The following is a 16,531-nucleotide window of genomic DNA, read 5'->3' as shown; positions in this document are numbered from 1 at the left end:
GTCAGGCTCGCCGCCTCCGCCAGGGGGTCAGGACGTACTGAAGGGCGACCAGCAGGGCGTCGGCGGCCACCGCCAGCAGCAGGGTCAGGACCACGCCGACGATCACCGGCGTGGGGAAGTTGCGCTGGAATCCGTCGGTGAAGAGCTGGCCGAGTCCGCCGTCGCCGATGTAGGTCGCGACGGAGACCAGGGAGATCGACATGACCGTCGCGATGCGGACCCCGGCCATGATCACGGGCAGGGCGAGCGGGAGCTCGACGGTCAGGAGCGTGCGCAGCGGGCGCGTGCCCATCGCCTTCGCCGCCTCCTTCACCTTGACCGGGACCGAGTCCAGTCCCTCCACGGTGTTCCGCAGCAGGACGACCAGGGTGTAGACGGTCAGGCCGATGACGGTGGTGGTGCGGGTCAGGCCCGACACCGGGAGCAGCAGGACGAAGATCGCGATCGAGGGGATCGTGAAGAGCACGTTGGACAGCCCGAGCAGGAAGCCGCGCAGGGGGCGTATCCGGTGGGCGAGCACCGCGAGCGGCAGGGAGATCAGCACGCCGAGGAGGACCGCGGTGAGCGCCGCCTGGAGGTGGGAGAGCGTCAGGGTGGTGAGGTCGTCGGTGTGGTCGCCGATCCAGGACCAGTCGATGTTCACGCGCTCACCCGCGCCTCGGTGTGGGCCCGTCCGGCGTGCCGGAGGATGTCGTCGCGGGAGGTGACGCCGGTGAGGACGCCGTCGGCGTCGACCCTGGCGGTCAGTCCGGTGGGGGAGGCGACCGACTCGTCGAGGGCGGCCAGCAGGGAGTCGCCGTCCCGCAGGGGCCGCAGCGGGACCTCGGTGTCGCGCGTGGCCCAGTGCAGAGGGCGGCCGGCCTCGTCGAGGACGAGGGTCCAGGTGCCGCCCTGCGGGGCCGGAGCCTGCGGAACGTCCGCCAGGGTGCGCAGCGACAGCAGCTTCAGGCCGCGTTCGGCGCCGAGGAAGCCGGCCACGAAGTCGTCGGCGGGGCGGGCGAGCAGTTCGGCGGGCGGGGCGCACTGCACCAGGTGGCCGCCGGTGCGGAAGATCGCTATCTGGTCGCCGAGCCGCACCGCCTCGTCGACGTCGTGGGTGACGAAGACGATGGTCTTGCTCAACTCCTTCTGAAGCCTGAGCAGTTCGTCCTGGAGCTGGGTGCGGACCACCGGGTCGACCGCGCCGAAGGGCTCGTCCATCAGCAGGACGGGCGGGTCGGCGGCGAGCGCGCGGGCCACACCGACACGCTGCTGCTGGCCGCCCGAGAGCTGGTGCGGGTACCGCCGCGCGGCGTCGGGGGCGAGTCCGACGGTCTCCAGCAGCTCGGCCGCCCGCGAGCGCGCCCGGCGGCGGCTCCAGCCGAGCAGCAGGGGCACGGTGGCGACGTTGTCGAGGACCGTGCGGTGCGGGAACAGGCCCGCCTGCTGGATGACGTACCCGATGGAGCGGCGCAGCTCGGCCGCGTCCTGTTCGGTGACGTCCTTGCCGCCGACCCGGATGGTGCCGGAGGTCGGCTCCACCATCCGGTTGATCATCCGCAGGGTGGTCGTCTTGCCGCAACCGGAGGATCCGACCAGGACGGTGACGCCTCCCTCCGGAACCCGCAGGGAGAGGTCGTGGACTGCTGTCGTGCCGTTGGCGAAGCGCTTGTGGACCGCGTCGAACTGGATCATGAGATGTCCCTTGCCCGGCTGTATAACCTCATGCAGAGTTCTTGGTAGCTGAATAGGTTGTCAACGGGTTGGTGTAAATCCGAAGTAACGGAAGACCGGCGGGCAAGACCCGGTGTCCGGGTTGAGGGGAGTTTGGGCTTGATGTCGTCTCGGATCGTGGACATGCCGGAGGCTGTGCCGTCCTCGCATACCGGCCTCGTCGTCCTCGACGGGATCGGACTCGGCGTCGACGACGTCGTGCGGCTCGCCGACGGGACCGCGCGGCCGGTCGCCGCGAGCCAGGCGATGAAGCGCGCCGAGGAGTCCTGGGACGCCGCCCGGCTGATCGCCGCGACCGGCCGCGTCTACGGCCGCTCGACCGGCGTCGGCGCCAACCGGAACGAGGACGTGCCCACCGAGGCCGCCGCCGAGCACGGCCTGCGCCTGCTGCGCAGCCACGCCGGCGCCGTCGGCGCGGAACTGCCCGCCCGCCAGGTGCGCGCCATGCTCGCCGTACGCGCCAACCAGCTGCTGGCCGGCGGCGCCGGCCTGCGCCCGAGCGTCGTCACCGCGCTCTGCGAGGCCCTGGAGGGCGGGGCCCACCCGGTCGTGAACGAGTTCGGCTCGGTCGGCACCGGCGACATCGCGGCCCTGGCGCAGGCCGGCCTCGCGCTGGCCGGCGAGCACCCCTGGCGCGGCACCGGCGCCCCCGAACCGCAGGCCCTCGACAACAACGACGCCCTCGCGTTCATCAGCAGCAACGCCCTCACCCTCGGCCAGGCCGCCCTCGCCCTCGCCGAACTGCGCGGACTCGTGGCCGCCACCCAGGTGGTCGCCGCGCTGTCCCTGCTCGCCGTCGACGGTTCCCACGAGCCCTACGCGGCCCCCGTGCACACCGCCCGGCCGCACCGCGGGAGCATCGAAGTCGCGCGCAGGATGCGGGCGTTGATCGGCGCCGAGGACCGGCCCACCCCGCCGCTCGGGCGCATCCAGGACCCGTACGGCTTCCGCTGCCTGCCCCAGATCCACGGTCCCGCGCACGACGCGGCCGACGCCCTGGAGGCGGTCCTCGCGGTGGAGATCAACGCCGCCGCCGAGAACCCCCTCATCTCCCCCGAGGACATGGCCGCCTACCACCACGGCGGCTTCTACCAGGCCCAACTCGCCCTCGCCCTGGACCACTTCCGGCTGGCGCTGACCCAGGTGGCCCGGCTGTCCACCTCCCGGCTCTCGACCCTGAACGAGCCCGCCTACACCCGGCTGAAGCCCTTCCTCGCCGACCACGAGCCCGCCTCGTCCGGTGTGATGATCCTGGAGTACGCCGCCGGCGCCGCCCTCGGTGATCTGCGCGCGTTCTCCGCCCCCGCCTCGCTCGGCCACGCTGTACTCTCCCGGGGCGTGGAGGAGCAGGCCAGCTTCGCCTCGCTCGCCGCCCGGCAGACCCTGCGCGCGTGCGGCGCGTACCGTCTCGTCGTCGGCTGCGAACTCGTGGCCGCCGTACGGGCGTTGCGCCAGCGCGGGCTGCGGCCCGACCCCGGGCTTCCGGTGGGCCGCGCGCTGGACGTGGCCGAGTCGGTGCTCGACGGCGACCCGGCCGACCGCCCGCTCACCGACGACGTGACGGCGGCGGCGGCACTGCTGGACCGGTTCACGGAGATCTGGAGGGGAAGCGCGGCATGAGCGCGGACAGGAACACGAGCGGCACGGACAGCCCGGCCGCCCGGCTGCAGGCGCTCTTCGAGGGGCACCGGCTCACCCCGACCCAGCGCCGCATCGCGCACAGCATGGTGCGCCGGGCCGCCGACGTGCCGTTCCTGTCCAGCGTGGAGCTGGCCGAACTCGCCGGGGTCAGCCAGCCCTCCGTGACCCGCTTCGCCGTCGCCCTCGGCTTCGACGGCTACCCGGCGCTGCGCAGGCACCTGCGCGAGGTCGCGCCCGCGGAACCCGCGGCCGACACGGCCTCGTACAACGAGTACCAGGAGGCCGTCGAGGCCGAGATCGAGAACCTGCGCCATCTCGCCGAGGTGCTGGCCGACCCCCGGCCCGTGCAGCGCGCGGGGCGCCTGCTCGCGGCCTCGCGCCCGCTGCCCGTCCTCGGCCTGCGCGCCGCCGCCTCCCAGGCGTACGGCTTCGCGTACTTCGCCGCCAAGGTCCACCCCGACGTACGGCTGCTGCACGAGGGCGGCACGATGATCCAGGACCGGATCGACGCCGCCGTCCGGGCGGGCGCCACCGCCCTGCTCTGCTTCGCGCTGCCCCGCCACCCGCGCGAGGTCGTGGACACCCTCGGCTTCGCCAAGGCGGCCGGGCTGACCGTCGTGACCGTCGCCGACTCCGCGTTCGCGCCCGTCGCCAAGGTCTCCGACCTGCTGCTGCCCGCGGCCGTCGGCACGGGCCTCGCCTTCGACACCGCCTGCGCGCCGATGCTGCTCGGGCGGGTCCTGCTGGAGGCGATGTGCGACGACCTTCCCGACGCCCAGGCACGCCTGGAGGAATTCGACGCGCGGGCGGCGGCGCGGGGGCTGTTCACCGAGTGAGCGGCCGCCCGGGAGAGCGGCGCCGCGGGCCGGGTGCCGCGGGAGGGCGCTCTTAAGGCGCGTCTCACATTGGCTGGCTAACCTCCCCGCACAGCAGCGCGTGCAGCACGGAGCACAGCAGCGCGTACAGCACGGACAGCGCAAGGGGAGTCGTCGGACGGGAGGCCGGGCGTGGCACGCACAGGACGACCAGAAGGACACGCAGGACACGGCGGACACGGACTGGCCCGGGTGGCCGTCGTCGTCCGGGCCGGGGCCGCCCCGCTCATGTGGCTCGGGGCGGGCGCGGCGGGCGCCGGCCTGCTGCCGGCGGGGCTGACGGGGCGCCGGATCGGCGTACTGGCCGGGGCGGCGGCGTTCCTCGTCGCGGCGGCCGTCGTGGCGGGCGTGCGCCGCGGGCGCTACACCGCCCTGACCGGCTCGGCCTCCCGTGCCGGTCGGCACGACGTGCTCCAGGACCGGGCGGTGTCCGTGCGCGGCTGGCGCCGGGGCCACCGCTGGTGGCTGCTCCTCGCCTTCCTCGCCGCGTTCGGCAGCGCGTTCGCCGTACCCGCCGCCGGTGGCCTGGTGCTCGCCGGGTGCGGGCTCGGCCTGTGGCTCAAGGCGGCCTGGCTGGGCCGGCGCGAGCGGGCCGGGGGCGCCCTGCTGTGGGTGCGCGTCGACTGGCTGGACGGCCGCGGCGGCGGCCCCGCGGGCAAGGCCGTACGGGGCTACCGCAGCACGGGTGTCGCCGCGGGCGACGCGGCCCCCGGAGGGGCCCGCCGCCGCACCGCCGCGCCGGTGTAGGCCGGATCGCCGCGCGGCGGATCAGACCTCCAGATCCTCCTCGATCCTCTTCAGCTGGTGCCTGGCCATCGCCAGGTTGGCGCGCTTGGCGTCCAGCGCCAGGTACAGGAAGAGGCCGTTCCCGCCGCGCCCGGTCAGCAGCCGGATCAGGTGGTACTGGTCGGTCAGCGTGATCAGGATGTCCTCGATGCCGCTCTTGAGGCCGAGGTGCTCCATCGTGCGCATCTTGGCGCGCACCACGTCGGTGTTGCCCGCGGCGGCGACGTTGAGGTCGAAGGTCTTGCTGCCGCCGAGCGTGCCCAGCGCCATGCCGCTCGTGTAGTCGACGAGGGCCACTCCCGTCGCGCCCTCGATGGAGGCGAGGCATTCCTTGAGCGTGGTCTCGGTGTTGGCCATGGTTGGGTTCCTCTCAACTCTCTGTGGTGGTGCGCGTGTTGGCCGCGGTACGGGCCGGGCGCGCGGTTCTGTTGCGGGTGGGCGCGGGGGTGCGGGGCTCCTTGGCGGAGCTGCGGGCGGGGGTGCGCCGCAGGGGTACCGCCCCGGCGTCGACCAGCTCCCCGATCCGGGCGCCGGCGCGGCGGCCCTCCAGATGCAGCCGGCCGACGTTCACGCCGTCCTGGGCGAGCAGCGTCAGCACCGCCGTACGGCCCGCGGCATAGGTCGCCACATAGCCGTAGGTGCCCCGCATGAGCAGTTCACGGAAGTCGCCGCGGGCGGTCTCGTCCGTCAGCCGGACCGCCACGCCGAGCGCGGCGGCGGTCAGGGCGGCGAGGCCGTCGGGTTCGACACCGGGGGTGTCGTGCGCGAGGACGAGTCCGTCCACGCCGGCCGCCAGCGCCCCGGTCAGCTGCGGCACACGGGCTCTGAGCCGGCGGAACTCGTCGAGTATCGGGGCCTCTGCCGCCATCAGGTTTCTCCTCTCGGCGCGGGACCGCTGCGGCGGGCGCGGCAACCCGGCCGGCTCGCGGTCCTCTTCTTCGAAGGGTTTGCGGTCAAAGGGCCTCCAGCGCATCCCTGACCCTCTTGAGCAGCGCGACATAGGGATCGGTGCCGGTGTCCGGCGGACGGTCCCGGGCGGGCGCCGGCCGCGGCGAGACCAGCCCGGCCGCCGCCAGCCGCCGCAGGTGCACCAGCGTGTGGAAGGCGGGCCTGCCCAGCTCCCGCGCGATGTCGACGGCCCTGCGGACGCCGTCGACCCGTGCCAGCACGGCGGCCTGCCGGGAGGGGACCGCGGGCGCGGCGACCGGGTCGGCCCGCACCAGCGGCGCGCCGTCCGTCGCCGGGTCGGGCCATATCCGCGGCAGCAGCGCCCGCCGGCGCAGCGTCTCCTGCTCCAGCGCGCCGACCGGTACGGGATGCACCCCGGCCAGCCAGTGCGCGCCGCCGTACCGGAAGCGGCCGGGGGTGCTGCTGGGCGCCAGCGCGAAGTAGGCGGCGTCGTACAGGGCGCTGGCCTGGGCCAGTTCCAGCACGCCCGGCGTCACGCCGTGCCGCAGGAGCCGGCCCTCGTCGGCCCGGTCCTCCGCCTCCCGCCAGGCGGCGCCGTCCAGGCCGCCGTGGCGGGTCAGCAGGGTGGCGAGGCTGGTCGCGAGCGGGCTCTCGGCGTGCACCACCCGCCCCTCGGCCAGATGGAGCGTGCCGTGCTCGCGCTCCAGGACACCGGTGGCCCGTTCCTCGGCGAGCCGGGTGAGCATCGGTGAGACGCCCGGCGCCCGGGTCGGGCTCGCCGCCCGGTCGCGCACCGGCAGCCGCGGCGGCGGGGTGCTCGCCACGACCGTCATCCCAGCACCAGCCGTTCGGCCATCTCGCCCAGCCGGATGCGGGCGAGCGCGAGATTGCCGTCCGAGCGCGCCAGCCACAGGTACAGGAACACGCTGCTGTCGAAGGACGTCGGCACGAACCGCAGCACGTGGTAGCTGTCGCGGTTGCTGAGGATCACGTCCTCGACCGGCGGATCGGCGGGCTCAGCCCCGTCCTCGGGTCCGAAGGCCCGCTGCTCGGCGGCCAGCCGGGCCAGCTCCGCGGCCTCCGCGGCCGCCGTCTCGTGGTCGCCTCCCGGGGGTTCGCCCACGGTGCCCAGCGCCAGTCCGCTCGTCCAGTCGACCAACGCGGCGCCGCGCGCACCGGGCAACCGCATCGTCTCCAGCAAGCACTCGTCGATTCCGGGCACCGTACGCTCCCCTCCCGCCTGGGGTCCGGCTGAGTGACCGCCAAGCTACGCAACGTGTGTGCCGCGAGTGAGCGTTCGGGCATTTTCCGGTGGAACATGCGTGAAGTGGCTAGGGTGGGTCAACTGACCACGTCCGCGGCGCAGTTGATCACCCCTGACCGCGGGTGCCCGGGGTGCGGTTCAGTGCTGCCCGGGTGCGGCCGGGTCGGTGAGCGAGTCCGCGTGCGCGCCGCCGGACTCGGCCACGATCTCCTCGACGGACTGCCGCTCGCGCACGGTCGCGAAGGCGACGCCCCCGGTCTCGTCCCGGCCGAAGCCGTACACCCCCGGCCGGGCAAGGGAGTTGTAGGCGTAGTGGTGTGCGAAGTAGTACGCGCCCGTGTCCAGCGCCGCCACATGGTCCCCCTCCTCCAGCAGCGGCAGGGCGCACCCCTCGGCCAGCAGGTCGCCCGAGAAGCAGGCGGGGCCCGCCACGTCCTGCACCACGGCCGGCCCCTCCTTGCGGTGCCCCTTGGCGTCGTGGGCGGCGATCCGCAGCGGCCAGCTCCCCGGCGCGTACACCGTCCGGGTGGCGACCTGCACGCCCGCGTGCGTCACCGCCACCGGCCGCCCTCCGGCGCTCTTGGCGTACTCGACCCGGGCCACGATCGTGCCGTGCTTGGCCAGCAGGGACCGGCCGAACTCCGTCACCAGTCCGTAGCCCCCGCCGAACAGGCCGGGCACCGCCTCGCTCAGCAGGCGGGCGTACTGCGCGAAGGCCGGCGTCGTGGCGTCGGAGGAGAAGTTCACCGGCATCCCGCCGCCGATGTCGAGCGTGTCGATCTGCCGCCGCCCCAGCCTCCGGTTGATCTCCTCGGCGAGCGCGTACACCTCCGCCACGCCCTGCGCCATCAGGGAGAGCGGAATGCCCTGCGAGCCCGTGTGGGCGTGCAGCCGGGTCAGCCACGGCCGGTCCCGGCAGGCCCGCACGATCCACTCGCGCGCCCCCTCGTCCCGCAGGGCCACCCCGAACTTCGAGGTCGCCGTCGCCGTGGAGGTCGCCCCGATGGAGCCGCCGCCGAGCTGGGGGTTCACCCGCAGCCCCAGCGGGGAGCGGGTGGCGGCCGACGCCATCAGGCCGTCGATGCGGGCCAGCTCCTGCGGGTTGTCGGCGTTGACGGCGATGCCGAGGGCCAGCGCCTCGCGCAGTTCGGCCGGCGTCTTGGCCGGCGAGTCCAGCACCGTCCGCTCCGGGCGCAGCCCCGCCGCCCGCGCGAGGGCCAGCTCGCCGGGGCTCGCCACCTCCGCGCCGATGCCCTCGTCGCGCAGCAGCCGCAGCACCGGTACCAGGGGGGTCGCCTTCACGGCGAAGGCGTGCAGCACCGGCATGCCCGGCGCGGCCACCGCGTCGAACGCGGCACGCAGCGCCGCCGCCGACTCCCTGATGCCCGCCACGTCCAGCAGGCCCACGATGGGGGAGCCGGGGCCGAGCAGGCCCTGCTCCACGGCGGCGCGCACCGCCGCGTCGCGCCGCGCCACCCGCTCGGCGTCCTGTGCCGGGATAACCGCTCCGCTGCCCACGCCATCCCCCGTCGTGCCGTCGTACGAGCCCATGCGTCCAGCCAAACATCCGGCGGGCGGCCTCGCCGGGCGCACCCCGGTATTGACTAGTTCTATTCAAGAAGTCAGGATGTGAATATCCACCTCAACAGTCCGTGGTGACCGTCCGCTGGGAGGCAGACCATGTCAGGACCCCGCCCCGTCCGAGCACCGCGCGGTACGGAACTGAGTGCCCTGGGATGGCAGCAGGAAGCCGCCCTGCGGATGCTCCAGAACAACCTCGACCCGGAGGTCGCCGAGCACCCCGACAAGCTCGTCGTCTACGGCGGCACCGGCAAGGCCGCCCGCGACTGGCGCTCCTTCGACGCCATGGTGCGCACGCTGAGGGGCCTCAAGCAGGACGAGACGATGCTCGTCCAGTCCGGCCGCCCCGTCGGCGTCATGCAGACCCACGAGTGGGCCCCGCGCGTCCTCATCGCCAACTCCAACCTGGTCGGCGACTGGGCGAACTGGGAGGAGTTCCGGCGCCTGGAGGCCCTCGGCCTCACCATGTACGGCCAGATGACCGCCGGTTCCTGGATCTACATCGGCACCCAGGGCATCCTCCAGGGCACCTACGAGACCTTCGCCGCCGTCGCCGCGAAGAAGTTCGGCGGCACCCTCGCGGGCACGATCACCCTCACCGCCGGGCTCGGCGGCATGGGCGGCGCCCAGCCGCTCGCCGTCACCATGAACGACGGCGTCGCGATCTGCGTCGACTGCGACCCGCGCGCCATCGAGCGCCGGATCGAGCACCGCTACCTCGACGTCCGGGCCGACTCCCTCGACCACGCCCTCCAACTCGCCACCGAGGCCCGCGACGCCCGCCGCCCGCTGTCGATCGGCGTCCTCGGCAACGCCGCCGAACTGCTGCCGCGACTGCTCGCCATGGGCGCGCCGATCGACATCGTCACCGACCAGACCTCGGCCCACGACCCGCTGGCCTACCTGCCGGTCGGCACCGCCTTCGAGGACATGGCCGACGCCGCCGCCAAGGACCCGGCCGGCTTCACCACCCGGGCCCGCGAGTCCATGGCACGCCACGTGGAGGCCATGGTCGGCTTCATGGACGCCGGAGCCGAGGTCTTCGACTACGGCAACTCCATCCGCGGCGAGGCCCGACTCGCCGGATACGAGAGGGCGTTCGCCTTCCCCGGCTTCGTCCCCGCCTACATCCGCCCCCTGTTCTGCGAGGGCAAGGGCCCCTTCCGCTGGGCGGCCCTGTCCGGCGACCCGGCCGACATCGCCAAGACGGACCGGGCGATCCTGGACCTCTTCCCGGAGAACGAGTCCCTGGCCCGCTGGATCAGACTGGCCGGTGAGCGCGTCCACTTCCAGGGCCTGCCCGCCCGGATCTGCTGGCTCGGCTACGGCGAGCGCGACAGGGCCGGCGAGCGCTTCAACGACATGGTGGCGAGCGGCGAGCTGGCCGCGCCGCTGGCGATCGGCCGCGACCACCTGGACTGCGGCTCGGTGGCCTCCCCCTACCGCGAGACCGAGGCCATGCTCGACGGCTCCGACGCCATCGCCGACTGGCCGCTGCTGAACGCCATGGTGAACGTCGCCTCCGGCGCCTCCTGGGTCTCCCTGCACCACGGCGGCGGCGTCGGCATGGGCCGCTCCCTGCACGCCGGCCAGGTCACCGTCGCCGACGGCACCAGGCTGGGCGGCGAGAAGATCCGCCGCGTGCTCACCAACGACCCCGGCATGGGCGTCATCCGGCACGTGGACGCGGGCTACGACCTCGCGGAGAGCGTCGCCGACGAGCGCGGCGTGCGCGTGCCGATGCGCGAGGGCGGCGACGCGTGACGCGGCGACCGGACGGGCCCGGCCGCGCCCCCGACGGGCAGCCGCCCGCCCCGGCACCGGCCGGCGGCTCCTTCCTGGAGATGTGGCGCGAACTGCTGCCCCTCGGCCGGCACGCCGCGTCCCGCGGCTACCGCCGCTACGCCTGGACCGGCGCCGACCTCGACTGCCGGGCCTGGTTCGCGGACCAGGCCGCCGCGCGGGGCCTCACCTACGAGGTCGACCGCAACGGCAACCAGTGGGCCTGGCTCGGCGACCCCGAGGCCGGGGACGCGGTCGTCACCGGCTCGCACCTGGACTCGGTACCGGACGGCGGTGCCTTCGACGGGCCCCTCGGCGTCGTCTCCTCCTTCGCCGCGCTCGACGAACTGCGCGCCCGGGGCACGGACCTCGCCAGGCCCCTCGCCGTCGTCAACTTCGGCGACGAGGAGGGCGCCCGGTTCGGACTGGCCTGCGTCGGCTCCCGGCTCACCGCCGGTCAGCTCACCGCGGCCGACGCCCACCGGCTCACCGACGCCGACGGCGTCAGCCTGCCCCGCGCCATGGAGGCCGCCGGCCACGACCCGGACGCCATCGGCGCCGACCCTGACCGGCTCGCCCGCATCGGCGCCTTCGTGGAACTGCACGTCGAACAGGGCCGCGCGCTGGACCTGTCCGGCGACCGGGTCGGCATCGCCAGCGCCATCTGGCCGCACGGCCGCTGGCGGTTCGACTTCCGGGGCGAGGCCAACCACGCGGGCACCACCCGGCTCGTGGACCGCCGCGACCCCATGCTCACCTACGCCGAGACGGTCCTCGCCGCCCGGCGCGAGGCCCGGCTCGCCGGAGCCGTCGCCACCTTCGGCAAGATCTCCGTCGAGCCCAACGGCGTCAACGCCATCCCCTCCCTGGTGCGCGGCTGGCTCGACTCCCGGGCCGAGGACCAGGCGAGCCTCGACACGGTCGTCGACGGCATCGAGAAGGCGGCCCGCGGCCACGCCGAGGCGCACGGCGTCGACCTCGACGTCGTACGGGAGTCCTTCACACCCGTCGTGGAGTTCGACCACGCCCTGCGCGACGAACTGGGCCGCATCCTGGGCACGGACACCGGCATCACCGTGCCCGTGCTGGGTACGGGGGCGGGACACGACGCCGGAATCCTCTCCGGGAGCATCCCGACCGCCATGCTGTTCGTGCGCAACCCCACCGGCGTCTCGCACTCCCCGGCCGAGCACGCCGCCGAGGACGACTGCGCGGCCGGGGTCCTCGCGCTCGCCGACGTACTGGAAGGGCTGGCCCGCAGGTGACCACCACGACCTACTGGCTGGAACACGCCTGGCTCGGCACCCACGTCGAGCCGGGCGTCGCCCTGGACGTGCGCGAGGGCCGCGTCGGCGCCGTCCGCACCGGCCTGCCCGCCCCGCCCCCCGGCGCCGAGGTGCTGCGCGGACTGACCCTGCCCGGCCTGGCCAACGCCCACAGCCACGCCTTCCACCGCGCCCTGCGCGGCACCGTCCAGGTCGGCTCCGGCACCTTCTGGACCTGGCGCGAGACCATGTACTCCGTCGCCGAACGGCTGACCCCCGACACCTACCACGCCCTCGCCCGCGCGGTGTACGCCGAGATGGCCCTCGCCGGCATCACCGCCGTCGGGGAGTTCCACTACGTCCACCACGCGCCCGGCGGCACCCCCTACGCGGACCCCAACGCGATGGGCGAGGCCCTGATCGCGGCCGCCGCCGAGGCCGGCATCCGCATCACCCTCCTCGACACCGCCTACCTCTCCGCCGGCTTCGGCCGGCCCCCCACCGCCCAGCAGCTCCGCTTCTCCGACGGCGACGCGGACGCCTGGGCCGTACGCTCTTCACTTCTCAAGGAACGGGACCACGCACGGATCGGGGCCGCCGTGCACTCCGTACGGGCGGTGCCCGCCGGGCAGTTGGAGACCGTGGCGCGCTGGGCCGGGGAGCGGCGGGCCCCGCTGCACGTGCACCTCTCCGAGCAGACCGCCGAGAACGACGCCTGCCGGGAGGCCCACGGCTGCACCCCGACCCAGCTGCTCGCCCGGCACGGCGTCCTCGGACCGCGCACCACCGGCGTGCACAACACCCACCTCACCGCCGAGGACATCTCCCTCATCGGCGGCAGCGGCACCGGCACCTGCATGTGCCCCACCACCGAACGGGACCTCGCGGACGGCATCGGCCCCGCCGCCGCCCTCCAGAACGAGGGCTCCCCGCTCAGCCTCGGCTCCGACAGCCACGCCGTGATCGACCTGCTGGAGGAGGCGCGCGCGATGGAGCTCGACGAGCGCCTGCGCACCCGCACCCGCGGCCACTGGACGGCGGCGGCCCTGCTGCGGGCGGCCTCGGCAGACGGCCACGCCGCGCTCGGCTGGGACGACGCGGGCACCCTGGAGCCCGGGGCGCTCGCCGACTTCACGACGATCGCCCTCGACTCGGTCAGGACGGCAGGGCCGCTTCCACGGCTCGGGGCCGAGACGGCCGTATTCGCCGCGTCGGCAGCGGACGTGACCCATACGGTCGTGGCAGGCCGGCACGTCGTGCGGGACGGGGTCCACACCCGCGTGCCGGAGGTGCCGCGGGCCCTCGCGGACGCCGTCGAAGCCCTGCGCGGATGACGCCGGACCCGGACCCGGACCCCGCGCCCGCCCCCACCGCAGACCAGGCAACCGAGGACGCCATGAGCAACGCGACGACCGTCAGCCCCGCCCACTCCGCGAGCACCGCCAGCACGCTCATCACCGACATCGCCGTCCTGGTCACCAACGACCCCTCCCTCGGTGACAACTCACCCCTCGGACTGATCCGGGACGCGGCCCTCGTCATCGAGGGCGGCCGCGTCGCGTGGACCGGTGACCAAAGCAAAGCACCCGCCACTGACAACCGGGTCGACGCCGGCGGCCGGGCGGTGGTCCCGGGCTTCGTCGACTCCCACTCGCACCTCGTCTTCGCGGGCGACCGCACCGAGGAGTTCAACGCCCGGATGTCCGGGCGGCCCTACAGCGCGGGCGGCATCCGCACCACGGTCGCCGCGACCCGGGCCGCGAGCGACGCGGCGCTCGAAGCCAACCTCACCCGCTACCTCTCGGAGGCGCTGCGCCAGGGCACCACCACCTTCGAGACCAAGTCCGGCTACGGCCTCACCGTCGGGGACGAGGCCCGCGCCCTGCGCATCGCCGCCGCCCACACCGACGAGGTCACCTACCTCGGCGCCCACATCGTCCCCCCGGACCACGCCGACGACCCGGCCGGCTATGTCGCCCTCGTCACCGGCGAGATGCTCGACGCCTGCGCCCCGCACGCCCGCTGGATCGACGTGTTCTGCGAGAAGGGCGCCTTCGACGGCGACCAGGCGCGCGCGATCCTCACCGCGGGCAGGGCGAAGGGCCTGCACCCGCGCATCCACGCCAACCAGCTCTCCTACGGCCCCGGCGTGCGGCTGGCCGTCGAACTCGACGCCGCCAGCGCCGACCACTGCACCCACCTCACGGACGCCGACGTCGACGCGCTGGCGAGCGGGCGCACCGTCGCCACCCTGCTGCCGGGCGCCGAGTTCTCCACCCGCGCCGCCTGGCCCGACGCCCGGCGCCTCCTCGACGCGGGCGTCACCGTCGCCCTGTCCACCGACTGCAACCCGGGGTCGTCGTTCACCTCCTCCGTCCCGTTCTGCGTCGCCCTCGCGGTGCGGGACATGGGGATGACCCCGGACGAGGCGCTGTGGTCGGCCACGGCGGGCGGTGCCGCGGCCCTGCGCCGCGACGACGTCGGCCGGCTCACCCCGGGCGCCCGCGCGGACCTGGTCCTGCTCGACGCCCCGAGCCATGTCCACCTGGCCTACCGGCCGGGCGTGCCCCTGGTCCACGCGGTCTGGCGCGACGGCGTCCGCGCGGTCTGAGCGGCGGACGCGGGCACGGGCCGCGACGCACTGTGCCCGGTGCCCGGCCGATCGGCTTCGGCGGGGCACCGGGCACAGCGCGCGACTGCGGGGCGGGGCGGGAGCGGCGCGGGCTCCCGCGCGGTCACTCCTCGACCGTGAGGCCCTTTCTGAGCCGGACCAGGGTCCGCGACAGCAGGCGTGAGACATGCATCTGCGAGATGCCGAGCTCCTCGCCGATCTCGGACTGGGTCAGGCCAGCGACGAAGCGCAGGGACAGGATCCTGCGGTCCCGCGGCGGCAGTTCGGCGATGAGCGGCTTGAGCGAGGCGACGTACTCGATGCCCTCGATGCCGTGGTCCTCGTAGCCGATCCGGTCGGCCAGCGCGCCCTCGGAGTCGTCCTCCTCGGGCTGGGCGTCCAGCGACGAGGCGGTGTACGCGTTCGACGCCGCCATGCCCTCGACGACCTCGTCCCGGGTCAGGCCCAGGCGCTCGGCCAGCTCCGCGACCGTCGGCGCGCGGTCCAGCTTCTGGGCCAGTTCGTCCCCGGCCTTGGCGAGGTCGAGCCGGAGCTCCTGGAGCCGGCGCGGCACGCGCACGGACCACGAGGTGTCGCGGAAGAAGCGCTTGATCTCGCCGATGATGGTCGGCATCGCGAAGGTGGGGAACTCCACCCCGCGGCTGAGCTCGAAGCGGTCGATCGCCTTGATCAGGCCGATCGTGCCGACCTGGATGATGTCCTCCATCGGCTCGCTGCGCGAGCGGAAGCGGGAGGCGGCGAACTTGACCAGGGCGAGATTCAGTTCGACGAGTGTGTTGCGGACGTAGGAGTACTCGTGGGTGCCTTCCTCCAGCGACTCCAGCCGCTCGAAGAGGGTCTTGGACAGGGCCCGCGCGTCCACCGGTCCCACCTCGTCGAACGGGGGGATGTCCGGAAGCCCGGCGAGTACGTCGTCCTGACCGGGGTCCTGCTCGGGGATCGCGGCGCCCGCGCGCCCGAGGGGGGCCGGATCGGCCGGTCGGGATGCCGACGTCGCGCTCTGGGTATGCGATGCGTCGAGCCGGGGTGACATGATGTCCTCCATCGTTCTCGGCATATGGCTGCCGAAGCCTTTACGTGCACTACGGTGTGCGGCGCCTCCGAAGCCGGCCGAGTCGGTTACGTGTCTGTACTAGCCCTACCCGCTTTCATGAGCCCACCGCAAGTGCGCTCTGTTGTGAAATGTCCGTTTATGGGTGGATGTTCGGGTGGGAGAGGGCGGGTGGAGGGCGTAATGTTCGGGAGCGTCAGTCAGCAGCCACGACGTCGGGAGTGAGAGACGGCATGGACCGCGGGACGGTCGGCAGCGCACAGTCTGGCCGACTTCTTGTCGAGGTGCGGGAAGAGGGCTCCAGTGCCGTCGTGACCCCGGCCGGTGAGCTGGATCACCACACCGCCGACCTGTTGCGTGAGCCGCTTGAGGACTGCCTCGAGAAGGGCTTCAGCCGACTTGTCGTCGACTGTTCACGGCTGGAGTTCTGCGACTCCACGGGCCTGAACGTGCTGCTCGGCGCGCGGCTCAAGGCGGAGGCCGCCGGGGGCGGGGTGCATCTCGCGGGGATGCTGCCCGTCGTCGCGCGCGTGTTCGAGATCACCGGGGCCGAGGCCGTCTTCACGGTCCACGACTCGCTCGCCGACGCCCTGGCGGACGGGTCCGCGGGGCCGGGCTGAGCCCTCGGGCCCCGGCGCGTCGGACGGCACGCCCTCCGGCCCGAAGAGGCCCGAAGTGAGGGGTGTTCCCCCGGCGCGGTCGGGCAGGAGACATCCTGAGCGTGTCGTTCGTGACGTCGGCCACCGGGGGTGGGGGACTGAGACCGGCATTTCGGGCAAGGATCATGTACGACGTACTGACTCCGCGTACTGACCTGTGAATCATGTGAACGTTGAACTGGTGAATCGGTGAGGTGAAGCGCTGATGAGCACCACCCGGCCTTTCTCGCCGGGCGACCGCGGCCCTGAGCCCAGCGGCGCTTCCGCGGGATCCGAGGGGGACGCTTCGGTGACGGGGGGCTCCACGACGGGCCCGCCCGCGCGGGCCGTGTCCGCGGGCGGCGTCGCGCCCGCCGCGGCGCCCGCGGTGTCC

The 16,531-nt window shown here is 74.0% G+C and carries 16 protein-coding genes and 1 pseudogene; 9 read left to right on the top strand and 8 right to left on the bottom strand.

Going from position 1 to position 16,531, the window contains the following annotated elements; all coding sequences use genetic code 11:
* Window position 1: 1 nt before the first annotated feature.
* Both SZN_RS12985 and SZN_RS12980 read right to left on the bottom strand, forming a co-directional pair.
* Entirely contained in the window at window positions 2–643 is a 642-nt protein-coding gene (locus SZN_RS12985; RefSeq protein WP_007495042.1) for an ABC transporter permease, read from the bottom strand.
* On the bottom strand, window positions 640–1,674 hold the full coding sequence (locus SZN_RS12980) for an ABC transporter ATP-binding protein (protein WP_007495040.1): 1,035 nt from the start codon (window positions 1,672–1,674) through the stop codon (window positions 640–642). The genes SZN_RS12985 and SZN_RS12980 overlap by 4 nt, the downstream gene beginning before the upstream one ends.
* A 141-nt stretch (window positions 1,675–1,815) precedes the next feature.
* Here SZN_RS12980 and SZN_RS12975 point away from each other — a divergent pair, with 141 nt between their 5' ends.
* The 3 genes from SZN_RS12975 to SZN_RS12965 all read left to right on the top strand — a co-directional run bounded on the left by SZN_RS12975 (window position 1,816) and on the right by SZN_RS12965 (window position 4,976).
* The gene (locus tag SZN_RS12975) at window positions 1,816–3,333 is read left to right on the top strand and encodes an aromatic amino acid ammonia-lyase (protein WP_007495038.1); all 1,518 of its coding nucleotides are present in this window, start codon (window positions 1,816–1,818) and stop codon (window positions 3,331–3,333) included.
* Complete coding sequence (locus tag SZN_RS12970; protein ID WP_007495036.1) at window positions 3,330–4,190, top strand: MurR/RpiR family transcriptional regulator; 861 nt, start codon at window positions 3,330–3,332, stop codon at window positions 4,188–4,190. The genes SZN_RS12975 and SZN_RS12970 overlap by 4 nt, the downstream gene beginning before the upstream one ends.
* A gap of 267 nt (window positions 4,191–4,457) precedes the next feature.
* On the top strand, window positions 4,458–4,976 hold the full coding sequence (locus SZN_RS12965; protein ID WP_244313343.1) for a hypothetical protein: 519 nt from the start codon (window positions 4,458–4,460) through the stop codon (window positions 4,974–4,976).
* A gap of 21 nt (window positions 4,977–4,997) precedes the next feature.
* Here SZN_RS12965 and SZN_RS12960 read toward each other — a convergent pair whose 3' ends face one another.
* The 5 genes from SZN_RS12960 to SZN_RS12940 form a co-directional block, all read right to left on the bottom strand.
* Complete coding sequence (locus SZN_RS12960; protein ID WP_007495032.1) at window positions 4,998–5,372, bottom strand: roadblock/LC7 domain-containing protein; 375 nt, start codon at window positions 5,370–5,372, stop codon at window positions 4,998–5,000.
* 13 nt (window positions 5,373–5,385) lie between these two features.
* Window positions 5,386–5,883 carry a roadblock/LC7 domain-containing protein gene (locus SZN_RS12955; RefSeq protein WP_007495030.1) on the bottom strand — a complete coding sequence of 166 codons (498 nt, stop codon included), beginning with the start codon at window positions 5,881–5,883 and terminating at the stop codon, window positions 5,386–5,388.
* 85 nt (window positions 5,884–5,968) lie between these two features.
* Window positions 5,969–6,757: a hypothetical protein gene (locus SZN_RS12950; RefSeq protein ID WP_007495028.1), complete on the bottom strand. Its 789-nt coding sequence runs from the start codon at window positions 6,755–6,757 to the stop codon at window positions 5,969–5,971.
* Window positions 6,754–7,146, bottom strand: a complete 393-nt coding sequence (locus tag SZN_RS12945; RefSeq protein ID WP_007495026.1) for a hypothetical protein — start codon at window positions 7,144–7,146, stop codon at window positions 6,754–6,756. Before SZN_RS12945 ends, SZN_RS12950 begins: the two co-directional genes overlap by 4 nt.
* A gap of 180 nt (window positions 7,147–7,326) precedes the next feature.
* On the bottom strand, window positions 7,327–8,739 hold the full coding sequence (locus tag SZN_RS12940) for a type III PLP-dependent enzyme domain-containing protein (protein ID WP_007495024.1): 1,413 nt from the start codon (window positions 8,737–8,739) through the stop codon (window positions 7,327–7,329).
* Between the two features lie 129 nt (window positions 8,740–8,868).
* Here SZN_RS12940 and hutU point away from each other — a divergent pair, with 129 nt between their 5' ends.
* The 4 genes from hutU to hutI all read left to right on the top strand — a co-directional run bounded on the left by hutU (window position 8,869) and on the right by hutI (window position 14,427).
* Entirely contained in the window at window positions 8,869–10,533 is a 1,665-nt protein-coding gene (gene hutU, locus SZN_RS12935) for a urocanate hydratase (protein ID WP_007495022.1), read from the top strand.
* Between the two features lie 80 nt (window positions 10,534–10,613).
* Entirely contained in the window at window positions 10,614–11,816 is a 1,203-nt protein-coding gene (locus SZN_RS12930) for an allantoate amidohydrolase (protein WP_043730359.1), read from the top strand.
* Window positions 11,813–13,150 (top strand): formimidoylglutamate deiminase, encoded by a 1,338-nt coding sequence (locus SZN_RS12925; protein WP_007495018.1) that lies wholly within the window; start codon window positions 11,813–11,815, stop codon window positions 13,148–13,150. Before SZN_RS12930 ends, SZN_RS12925 begins: the two co-directional genes overlap by 4 nt.
* The gene (gene hutI / locus SZN_RS12920; RefSeq protein WP_007495016.1) at window positions 13,147–14,427 is read left to right on the top strand and encodes an imidazolonepropionase; all 1,281 of its coding nucleotides are present in this window, start codon (window positions 13,147–13,149) and stop codon (window positions 14,425–14,427) included. Before SZN_RS12925 ends, hutI begins: the two co-directional genes overlap by 4 nt.
* A gap of 124 nt (window positions 14,428–14,551) precedes the next feature.
* On the opposite strand, the gene SZN_RS12915 is transcribed toward hutI, so the two are convergent.
* Window positions 14,552–15,481, bottom strand: coding sequence for an RNA polymerase sigma factor SigF (locus SZN_RS12915; RefSeq protein WP_425274431.1), 930 nt, complete (start codon window positions 15,479–15,481; stop codon window positions 14,552–14,554).
* A 251-nt stretch (window positions 15,482–15,732) separates the two neighbouring features.
* On the opposite strand from SZN_RS12915, the gene SZN_RS12910 reads away from it, so the two are divergent.
* Window positions 15,733–16,119: an STAS domain-containing protein gene (locus SZN_RS12910; RefSeq protein WP_043730337.1), complete on the top strand. Its 387-nt coding sequence runs from the start codon at window positions 15,733–15,735 to the stop codon at window positions 16,117–16,119.
* Between the two features lie 244 nt (window positions 16,120–16,363).
* Window positions 16,364–16,531, top strand: a pseudogene (locus tag SZN_RS43480) (ATP-binding protein); the annotation flags it as partial.

Source organism: Streptomyces zinciresistens K42 (assembly GCF_000225525.1).
GTDB lineage: Bacteria > Actinomycetota > Actinomycetes > Streptomycetales > Streptomycetaceae > Streptomyces > Streptomyces zinciresistens.
The sequence above is the reverse complement of the archived record's forward strand: the minus strand, read 5'-3'. Positions and strand labels throughout refer to the sequence as shown.